General features: G+C 61.4%; 7 protein-coding genes. 4 read left to right on the plus strand and 3 right to left on the minus strand.

What is annotated here, in order from left to right:
* The first annotated feature begins 142 nt into the window (after positions 1 to 142).
* Both B0E42_RS12135 and B0E42_RS12140 read left to right on the plus strand, forming a co-directional pair.
* Positions 143 to 973, plus strand: a complete 831-nt coding sequence (locus B0E42_RS12135) for an undecaprenyl-diphosphate phosphatase (RefSeq protein ID WP_024618726.1) — start codon at positions 143 to 145, stop codon at positions 971 to 973.
* The gene (locus B0E42_RS12140) at positions 970 to 1,389 is read left to right on the plus strand and encodes a DUF1294 domain-containing protein (protein ID WP_018601547.1); all 420 of its coding nucleotides are present in this window, start codon (positions 970 to 972) and stop codon (positions 1,387 to 1,389) included. The genes B0E42_RS12135 and B0E42_RS12140 overlap by 4 nt, the downstream gene beginning before the upstream one ends.
* Positions 1,390 to 1,393: 4 nt before the next feature.
* Here the strand turns inward: B0E42_RS12140 and B0E42_RS12145 are convergent, their stop codons facing one another.
* Together B0E42_RS12145 and B0E42_RS12150 are read right to left on the minus strand one after the other, a co-directional pair.
* Positions 1,394 to 1,744, minus strand: coding sequence for an MmcQ/YjbR family DNA-binding protein (locus B0E42_RS12145; RefSeq protein ID WP_013693486.1), 351 nt, complete (start codon positions 1,742 to 1,744; stop codon positions 1,394 to 1,396).
* Positions 1,741 to 2,649, minus strand: a complete 909-nt coding sequence (locus B0E42_RS12150; protein WP_018601543.1) for a LysR substrate-binding domain-containing protein — start codon at positions 2,647 to 2,649, stop codon at positions 1,741 to 1,743. Before B0E42_RS12150 ends, B0E42_RS12145 begins: the two co-directional genes overlap by 4 nt.
* A 129-nt stretch (positions 2,650 to 2,778) precedes the next feature.
* Between B0E42_RS12150 and B0E42_RS12155 the strand changes: the two genes are divergently transcribed.
* Together B0E42_RS12155 and B0E42_RS12160 are read left to right on the plus strand one after the other, a co-directional pair.
* On the plus strand, positions 2,779 to 3,387 hold the full coding sequence (locus B0E42_RS12155) for an FMN-dependent NADH-azoreductase (protein ID WP_018601541.1): 609 nt from the start codon (positions 2,779 to 2,781) through the stop codon (positions 3,385 to 3,387).
* Positions 3,388 to 3,571: 184 nt separating this feature from the next.
* Positions 3,572 to 4,609, plus strand: a complete 1,038-nt coding sequence (locus B0E42_RS12160; protein ID WP_018601539.1) for a hypothetical protein — start codon at positions 3,572 to 3,574, stop codon at positions 4,607 to 4,609.
* A 923-nt stretch (positions 4,610 to 5,532) separates the two neighbouring features.
* Here the strand turns inward: B0E42_RS12160 and B0E42_RS12175 are convergent.
* Positions 5,533 to 6,726, minus strand: a complete 1,194-nt coding sequence (locus tag B0E42_RS12175; protein ID WP_018601537.1) for an MFS transporter — start codon at positions 6,724 to 6,726, stop codon at positions 5,533 to 5,535.
* Positions 6,727 to 7,347: the final 621 nt, after the last annotated feature.

The following is a 7,347-nucleotide window of genomic DNA, read 5'->3' on the forward strand; positions in this document are numbered from 1 at the left end:
GCAGCGCAAAACCTGAGCCTGTTCTGATTTTTTCATTGGTTTTTTTTGAAAGATCGCAGCTATCGTGCAGCCACTGCGTGGACCTGTATGACACTTGAATATTGATAAGACCTGCATGAGCAGCGTCTTTTTTGGGGGATGAATGGATTTGTGGACTGCCTTTTCGGCACTGATTCTTGGCGTAGTGGAAGGCTTGACGGAGTTTCTGCCGATTTCCAGCACGGGGCACCAGATCATCGTCGCCGACTTGCTCGAGTTCGGTGGCGAACGTGCGATGGCATTCAACATCATCATCCAGCTCGGCGCGATCCTCGCGGTGGTCTGGGAGTTCCGGCGCAAGATTTTCGACGTGGTGCTGGGTCTGCCGACGCAACCCAGCGCCCGCCGGTTTACCGCCAACCTGCTGATCGCCTTCCTGCCCGCGGTGGTCTTGGGCGTGCTGTTTGCCGACTGGATCCATCACTACCTGTTCAACCCGATCACGGTGGCCGCCGCACTGGTGGTGGGCGGCCTGGTGATGCTCTGGGCCGAAAAGCGCCAGCACCAGGTGCACGCCGAAACGGTGGACGAGATCTCCTGGAAAGATGCACTGAAGGTCGGCCTGGCCCAATGCATTGCGATGATCCCGGGTACCTCCCGTTCCGGTGCGACCATCATCGGTGGCCTGCTGTTCGGGCTGTCGCGTAAAACCGCTACCGAGTTTTCGTTCTTCCTGGCGATGCCGACCATGGTCGGTGCGGCGGTCTACTCGGGCTACAAATACCGTGAGTTGTTCGTCCCGGCGGATTTCCCGGTGTTCGCCATTGGCTTCGTCACGGCGTTCATTTTCGCCATGATTGCGGTCAAGGGCCTGCTGCGGTTTATCGCCAGCCACAGCTACGCCGTGTTCGCCTGGTATCGAATCGCCTTCGGCCTGTTGATCCTGGCAACCTGGCAGTTTGGCTGGGTGGACTGGACCGCTGCCAAGCCATGAACGAATCAGGCAAGCGCAAACGTGCCGGGCGCAATGCTGAAGGCACCGTGCAGCACCTGCGGCTCAAACTGATGGTGTTTGCGCTGCTCTGTGCCTTGCCGCTGTTCGGTTCGCTGCTATTCGGGCTACGGGCGGTGTCGTGGGTGCCGATGGTGGCTTATGGCGTCGTCAGCGCGGTGGCGTTCCTGCTGTACTGGAGCGACAAGCGCAAGGCACGCGCCGACACCTGGCGCACCCCGGAGAACGTGTTGCATGCGGTGGAACTGGCCGGCGGTTGGCCCGGAGCCTTGCTGGCCCAGCAGCTGTTTCGCCACAAGACCCGCAAAGTGTCGTTTCAGGTGGTGTTCTGGTTCATCGTGCTGCTGCACCAGGTGTTCTGGATCGACCAGTTGTTCCTGGGCAGCTATCTGTTCTGAATGGCTAGAGCAACAAGCCCACCTGCGTGCGCTTGGGCAATTTGCTGACCACCAATTGGTGTGAGCGTTGCAGCAGGCCTCGCAGCTCTTCGGCCCCCAGCGGGTAGGGCACTTGCATGATGACCCACTGGGCCCGCGCCAGGTAAGGCGCCGGGTGGATGCCCGGCCGGTCGCAGTGCCCCAGGAACAGATCCTTGTCGACCTTGAACGCCAACGAGTCGCCTCGCAGGCCCTGCAGGGCGAACATCTTGTTCCCGGCAATGGAAAATACGCGCACGCCGCCCCATTTGTAGTCCTCCCTGGCGCCGGGCAGGCCCAGGCAAAACTGCGCGACATCCTCTTCGCTCAACCTCATAGCGTTCTATCTCCACAGCCCTCGAAGGCTTCCACCAAATGATCGATCCATGCACGCACCGCCGGCAGCATGCCGCGCCGATGCGGGTAGACCGCCTGGAGCCAGCCATCGGGCGACGACCATCCAGGCAACAGTTCCACCAGTGTGCCGTCCTGCAATTCCTGCTCGCAATACATGCTCGGCAATAAAGTGAAGCCCAGGCCGGCGAGGGTGCAGGCCCGGCGCACAATGAAGTCGTCAATGCCCAGGCGGGCTTCCAGGCTCAGTTCCACACGCTGCCCATCGGCGCTGACCAAGTGCAGGTGCACTTGGCGATCGGCTTCCAATGCCCCGAGCACCGGCAACTGTTTGAGATCGTCCGGGGTTTCGATCCGCCGCCCTTCGACAAAGGCCGGGCTGGCGACCATCATCAGTCGCGCCTGGCGCAGACGTCGGGTCATCAGCAAGGGGTCCTCGTCCCCCAGGTCGCGCACGCGCAACGCCACGTCGATGCCTTCGCCGATCAGGTCCACCCGCCGATTGAGCAGGGTCATGTCCAGTTGCACCAAAGGGTATTTCACCAGGAAGGTTTCGATTATCACCGGCAGGAACTGGTGGGCCAGGCCCACCGGACTCGATACCCGCAATCGGCCGCGGGGTTCGCTGGACATGCTCGCCACCGCTTCGTCGGCCATTTCGGCCTCCAGCAACATGGCCTGGCAGTGGCGCAGATAACGTTCGCCGACCGCGGTCAATTTCAATTGGCGGGTGGTGCGCTGGAGCAACCGGGCGCCGAGGCGTTCTTCCAGCTCGGCGATACGCCGCGACAGTCGTGACTTGGGAATGCCCAGCAACCGCCCGGCCGCCGCGAAACCGCCGGCTTCGACGACTTTGGCGAAGTAGTACAAGTCATTGAGGTCTTGCATGTTCAGCTCGATTGTCCTGTCAGTGGGACAAACTATCGCATTTGTGCTGACTTATCGAATATTGGCTTCATCGATAGGATTGTCTCCAATTGATCGCCTGGTTGCGGTCCTCACTTGGAGAGCACTCACATGAAACTGCTGCACATCGATTCGAGCATCCTCGGCGACAACTCCGCTTCCCGCCAATTGAGCCGTGAAGTGGTTGACGCCTGGAAAGCTGCCGAGCCAGGCATCACGGTGACCTACCGCGACCTGGCCGCCGATGCCATCAGCCATTTTTCCGCCCAGACCTTGATCGCCGCGGGCACCAGCGCTGAACTGCGTGACGCTGCCCAACAACACGAGGCAGAGTTGAGTGCTACCACGATGGCCGAATTCCAAGCGGCGGATGCGGTCGTTATCGCAGCCCCCATGTACAACTTCAGCGTGCCGACCCAGCTCAAGGCCTGGATCGACCGCATTGCCGTGGCCGGCCAGACGTTCCGTTACACCGAAGCCGGTCCCGAAGGCCTGTGCGGCGGCAAGAAACTGGTGATCGTCTCCACGGCGGGCGGCTTGCATGCCGGCCAACCGAGCGGCGTGGGTCATGAGGACTATCTGAAGCTACTGTTCGGCTTCATCGGCATCACCGATATCGAATTCGTCCGCGCCGAAGGCCTGGCCTACGGTGACGACATGCGCACCAAAGCCATGAGTGAAGCCACGTTGCAGATCGGCCAGCAGTTCGCCGCTGCGTAAGGCTTGCGTAAAGGCGCCAAGCTAATCGGGCAACCTTCGTAAAACCCTGTATTCTCGTCGTCATTGGATGGTCGGGATGCAGGGTTTTGCTGCATTCGGCGCCGGGCTTTATGGCGCAGGTTATGCACGGCCAAGACTGCGAGCGACGGGGCCTTCCCGTACGCTGGTGAAGGTGGAAGATTCGATGACACGTTTTGGTGCAGCGCTGCTGCTTTGCTTGTTTGCCAGTCTCGGTTCAGTGCAGGCCGCACCGGGGCCGCATCCGCATTGGAGCGCTGGTTTCCATGAACTGAGCTTTCTCGATCCGCTCGATCAGCAGCCGATGCACGCCATCGCCTTTTATCCATCCACCGACCGGGAACAGTCCAGCCTGCTGGGTGGTTACCAGATCGATGCCGCGCCGGACGCCAAGATCGCCATCGGACGCTTTCCGCTATTGATGCTGTCCCATGGCAATACCGGCACGCCGCTGGCCCTGCATGACCTGGCCACCTCGCTGGCGCGCAAGGGGTTTGTCGTGGTGGCGGTAATTCATCCCGGCGACAACAACCAGGATCACAGTCGGCTTGGCACCCTGAGCAACCTGTACGGGCGGCCGATCCAGATTTCCGAAGCCATCACCGCCACGCTCAATGACCCGATGCTCTCGCCGTTCGTCAACGCCGGGCAGGTTGGGGTGATCGGCTATTCGGCTGGCGGCGAAACCGCGCTGATCCTGTCGGGTGCGACGCCGGACCTCAATCGCCTGCGCCGTTACTGCGTGGAGCGACCGGATGACCGAGACGCCTGCAATACCCAAGGCGAACTGATCGCCGACCGCGATGACCTGCAACCCGTGGCCGACCCCAGGGTCCGGGCGTTGCTGCTGATGGCGCCATTGAGCCTGAAGTTCGGCCGTCATACCCTGGCTGATGTTCATGTGCCGGTGCTGCTGTACAGCGGCGATGGCGACAAACTCGTTGCCTTCGACAAGAACGCCGCCGCTCTGGCCCGCAAGCTGCCCACCGCACCGGATTTCAAGACCCTGGCCGGCGCGGGACATTTTGTCTTCATGGCGCCGTGTACCGACGAGCAGGTCGCTGCGATGCCGGCGCTTTGCACGGATGCTGACGGGGTCGACCGCAAGGACATCCACCGCACCATGATTTCCGAGGCCAGTCGCTTCTTTGGCGAGGCCTTGGGCAAGCCGACCCGGGCGGGGATGAGGACGGCTGATCAATAGAGAGGCATGGTTTTACGTAAGGATGGTGTGTATATCCGTTTCTGCGGTAAGGGCTGCTTAGGGTTCCGCCCTGACGGCGGGTCACTTTCGAAAAGCGCGAAAGTAACCAAAGCGCTTCTGCCCCACCACTCGGTGCCTCGCTTAGGCTCGGCATGCCTTCACTCCGGCATTGGTTCGTGGGCCGCCGCGAAGGGCCATCCATGGCCCAGCGCGGCTAACCCGGCATCCATGCCGGGTTACCCACGAACCAATGCCTGCGTTCAGCCATCGTGGTTAACGGGGCGCCCGAGATCAACGTCCACCGCGAGGCGGCCTGATAGCCGACCTGGTTCTGGGTGATCGCGTTTCTCCTGTGGGAGCGAGCTTGCTCGCGAAAGCGGTGGTTCAGTTTACGGTAATGTTGGATGTGCCGACGTCTTCGCGAGCAAGCTCGCTCCCACAGGTTTTTGTGTCGTGCGCAGATGCGGTGAGCACCCGCAACCCCATGTGGGAGCGAGCCAGCTCGCGATAGCGGTGGGTCAGCTAAATAAATGTGGGCATATGTCCTGCTCCTGCTCCTGCTCCTGCTCCTGCTCTTGCTGTTGCTTTGGATCTTGATCTGAACGCCCCGTTAAACCACGCTGGCCGAACGCAGGCATTGCGTAGTGGGCACCTCGGCATGGATGCCGAGGTAGCCGCGCTGGGCCATGGATGGCCCTTCGCGGCGGCCCACGGAGCAATGCCTTCGTTCGGGCACACCGAGCCTAGGCGAGGTGCCAAGTGGTGGGGCAAAGCGCTTTTGGTTACTTTTGGCGCTCTTCCAAAAGTGACCCGCCGTCAGGGCGGAACCCTAAGCGGCCGTTACCGCAGAAACGGATATACACACCAGAACAAGTAAATACCGGACCTTCTCAAAACAAAAACGGCAGTGAGCAGTATTACGATCAATAAGGTGCGCTTATGGCTCGGCCACGCAGCAGCAGAGTCAGGCCCAACCCGGTGAGGGACAACAAGGCAGCACAGAAGAAGATCGACGAATAGCCCATGTTCAACGCCACCACCCCCATCAGCGGACCGGCAATCGCCAGCGCCAGGTCAAAGAACACCGCATAAGCGCTCAAACCAGCACCCCGACTGGTGTTCGGCACCTGCTTGATGGCCTCCACCCCCAGCGCCGGGTATACCAGCGACAGCCCGAAGCCGGCCAGCCCGGCACCGACCAGGGCGAACGGGGTGGACGGTGCCAGCCACAGCAATACCAGACCGAGGGTTTCGATGCTCATGCAGGCAATGGCCGAGTTGAAGCCACCGAAGCGGGCGATGCTGGAAATGAACAACAACCGCGCCAGGATGAAGCAGATACCGAAGACCGTCAGGCACCAGGCCGCGCCGGTCCAGCCGCGACTGACATAAAACAAGGTGATGAACGTGGTGAGCGTGCCGTAGCCGATCGACGCCAGGCTCAGGCCCGCTCCGTACGGCGCAATGCGCCCAAACACCGCCCAGAAAGGCAAGCGCTCGCCGCGAATGACCGGCACCGACGGCTTGTTGCGAATCATCAACAGCGCAGCGCCCGCCAGCAACGACAAGGCAACGCCCAGGCTGGCGAAACCCAGTTCACCGACCATCACCACCCCCAATGGGGCGCCAATGGCAATGGCCCCGTACGAGGCGATGCCATTCCAGGAAATCGAGCGGGCCGTGTGCTCCACACCCACCTGGCCCATGCACCAACTGATGGTACCCACGCCAATCAGCCCTTGGGCCACGCCGAGCAGCAGACGGCCGGCAATCAGGATCAGCAGGCTGGGCAGGGGAAAGCTTTGCAGCAAGGTCGAGATCAACGTCAGCACGCCGCTGAGCACAATTCCCGACAGCCCGTAGACGATTGCCCGCTTGGTGCCAACGCTGTCCGACAGTCGCCCGGCCATGGGGCGGCTGAGCAGGGTCGCCAGGTACTGTGAACCGATGGTCAACCCGGCCACCACCGCGCTGAAGCCCAGTTGTTCGTGGACATAACCCGGCAGCACGGCGATGGGCAGGCCGATGCAGAGAAAGGCGATGAAGGTGTAGAAAACGATGGAGACGATCTGCAGGGTGATCGACAGGGAGCTGGAGGCAGGTGAGGGCGTGGGCATAGGGCTCGTTCGCGGGCAGCGGTAAGAGAGTTTCATCATGGCGCGAGGAGGGGATAAAAGAAAGCAGGCTAACTAAATGTGTTTGGGGACCCGGATGTGCAGTTTCAATTGAGGTTGTATGCACCGGCCCCTTCGCGAGCAAGCTCGCTCCCACAAGGGATTGGGTTCACCAGGGAGAAACAGGTCGGCCGTAAGGCCGCCTTCGCGAGCAAGCTTTGCTCCCACAGAGCTGACGGGTGTACGACCGCAAGAACCAGGTCGGCTGTTAGGCCGCCTCGCGGTGGACGTTGATCTCGGCGCCCCGTTAACCACGCTGGCCGAACGCAGGCATTGTGGAGTGGGCATCCCGGCATGGATGCCGGGATAGCCGCGCTGGGCCATGGATGGCCCTTCGCGGCGGGCCCACGGAGCAATGCCGGAGTGAGGGCACACCGAGCCTGGGCGAGGTGCCGAGTGGTGGGGCAAAGCGCTTTTGGTTACTTTTGGCGCTCTTCTGTACGGACCGGACACATGGTTGACACCTGTGCGGGGACATAGTGGACACATTATGCGCCGTAGTCAGGGTTATTCACGTCGAAGGTCCGTAGAAAGTGATGGCAGAAGTAGACGTCAAACAAGCCA

It is taken from the genome of Pseudomonas sp. A25(2017) (genome assembly GCF_002001065.1).
In the GTDB taxonomy this organism is placed as follows: Bacteria; Pseudomonadota; Gammaproteobacteria; order Pseudomonadales; family Pseudomonadaceae; genus Aquipseudomonas; species Aquipseudomonas kilonensis.

Excerpts from the sequence above, each read along its gene's own strand:
- B0E42_RS12160 (WP_018601539.1), top strand. The coding sequence starts at position 3,572 with ATGACACGTTTTGGTGCAGCGCTGCTGCTTTGCTTGTTTGCCAGTCTC.
- B0E42_RS12175 (WP_018601537.1), bottom strand. The coding sequence starts at position 6,726 with ATGCCCACGCCCTCACCTGCCTCCAGCTCCCTGTCGATCACCCTGCAG.
- B0E42_RS12145 (WP_013693486.1), bottom strand. The coding sequence starts at position 1,744 with ATGAGGTTGAGCGAAGAGGATGTCGCGCAGTTTTGCCTGGGCCTGCCC.
- B0E42_RS12135 (WP_024618726.1), top strand. The coding sequence starts at position 143 with ATGGATTTGTGGACTGCCTTTTCGGCACTGATTCTTGGCGTAGTGGAA.
- B0E42_RS12150 (WP_018601543.1), bottom strand. The coding sequence starts at position 2,649 with ATGCAAGACCTCAATGACTTGTACTACTTCGCCAAAGTCGTCGAAGCC.
- B0E42_RS12140 (WP_018601547.1), top strand. The coding sequence starts at position 970 with ATGAACGAATCAGGCAAGCGCAAACGTGCCGGGCGCAATGCTGAAGGC.
- B0E42_RS12155 (WP_018601541.1), top strand. The coding sequence starts at position 2,779 with ATGAAACTGCTGCACATCGATTCGAGCATCCTCGGCGACAACTCCGCT.